Source organism: Geminocystis sp. CENA526, assembly GCF_050753365.1.
In the GTDB taxonomy this organism is placed as follows: Bacteria; Cyanobacteriota; Cyanobacteriia; order Cyanobacteriales; family Cyanobacteriaceae; genus Geminocystis.
Window position 1 is genome coordinate 1 of record NZ_JBLZFY010000257.1, and the last position, 1,609, is coordinate 1,609.

The window sequence follows — 1,609 nt, forward strand, 5'->3', positions numbered from 1 at the left end:
ATCACTAATATTTAACTCTAAATTTAAGCACTCTAAAAATATAGTAAGCGTTCAGAGGGTTATGCAATTAAAAGGTTTAACTAATCGTTTGTGATGGGGGAATTAAAGATGGTGTTTGTCTTCCTTCTCGACTAGCTTTGATTGTGTTAATCATAAATTCCAAAACATTCCTATTTTGACAACGCAAACTACTCACTACCGTTAATATTCTTCCCACGAAGATACTTCCTTCTTGACTCTGTGACCCAAAACTGGTGCGTTTCCACAATACCGCCGGACGAATTGCTCTTTCGGCTTCATTATTTGTCGGTTCTAATGCCATCCTCACTCCAAAAAAGTCATCCATTGCCGATACAATCATTCTGTGAGAATGACGATATACCCCGCTCATCAAGGCGACTAAGGCGACTACCGTTGCACTGTATCAGTTTGGGGTTTATAATCCACAATTGGGAGATGGTAGGGGTTTTCTTTATGGGCAAATCAGAGGGAAAGATGGGATTTTATATGATTTTGGCACAAAAGGCTCTGGAAGAACACCTTATTCTCGTCAAGCTGATGGTAGGTTAACTTTGAAGGGGGGAATAAGGGAAATTATCGCTGGAGAGGCTTTGTCTCGCATGGGAGTGAATACTTCTCGTTGTTTTTCGCTGATAGAAACGGGGGAGGCTTTATGGCGTGGGGATGAGCCTTCTCCTACTCGTAGCGCGGTGATGGTAAGATTTAGTCAGTCTCATATTCGCTTTGGTAGTTTCGAGCGGTTATATTATTTTCAACGTCCTGATTTAGTGCAAAATTTACTGGATCATGTTATTTTCTACTATTATCCTCATTTAACCAAGGTAGAAAAGCCTTATACTCAGTTTTACTCGGAGTTAATTGAGAGGGTGGCTTTATTAGCTGCACAGTGGATGAGTGCTGGTTTTTGTCATGGGGTTCTCAATACTGATAATATGTCTATTACTGGGGAAAGTTTCGATTATGGACCTTATGCTTTTATTAATACTTATGATCCTACTTTTACCTCGGCTTATTTTGACTATGGTGGTAGATATAGTTATGGCAATCAACCCTTAATTTGTCGTTGGAATTTGGAATTGTTACAGAAACCTTTGGGATTAGTAATGTCTTTGGAAGATTTACAACAGGAATTGGCAAGGTTCGATCGCATCTATCAGGGTTATTATCAAGAGTTAATGCTGAAAAAATTAGGGTTTTTCAAGCTAGATAATAACTTGGGAAAAAGGTTAGTTCAAGAAACTATTGATTTGTTAAAAGAAAGCCAATATAGCTATCATCAATTCTTTGCAGATTTAGCACAACAATTTAACTATGGTTGGCATAATAATTATGAAATAGTATTAGAAAATAGTGAAATAAAAAGTTATAATTTAGATGATTGGAAAAGGTTATATCATCGATGTTTAGAAATGTTTGTTAGGGAAGAATTGGATCAAATTCAGTCTTGTTTAAATCAATATAATCCCCAAATAGTACCAATTAGAGCAATTATTGAAGCTATTTGGCATCCCATTACAACGGAAGATAACTGGCTACCTTTTTATGATTTGTTAGAAAAAATAAAGAATTAAGATTTAAGGTTTAGTGT

The 1,609-nt window shown here is 36.4% G+C and carries 2 pseudogenes; one reads left to right on the forward strand and one right to left on the reverse strand.

Annotation, left to right across the window (positions count from 1 at the left end):
- Nucleotides 1–76: 76 nt before the first annotated feature.
- Nucleotides 77–316, reverse strand: a pseudogene (locus tag ACN4EE_RS23205) (IS66 family transposase); the annotation flags it as partial.
- A gap of 106 nt (nt 317–422) precedes the next feature.
- Here ACN4EE_RS23205 and ACN4EE_RS23210 point away from each other — a divergent pair.
- Nucleotides 423–1,592, forward strand: a pseudogene (locus ACN4EE_RS23210) (protein adenylyltransferase SelO); the annotation flags it as partial.
- Nucleotides 1,593–1,609: the final 17 nt, after the last annotated feature.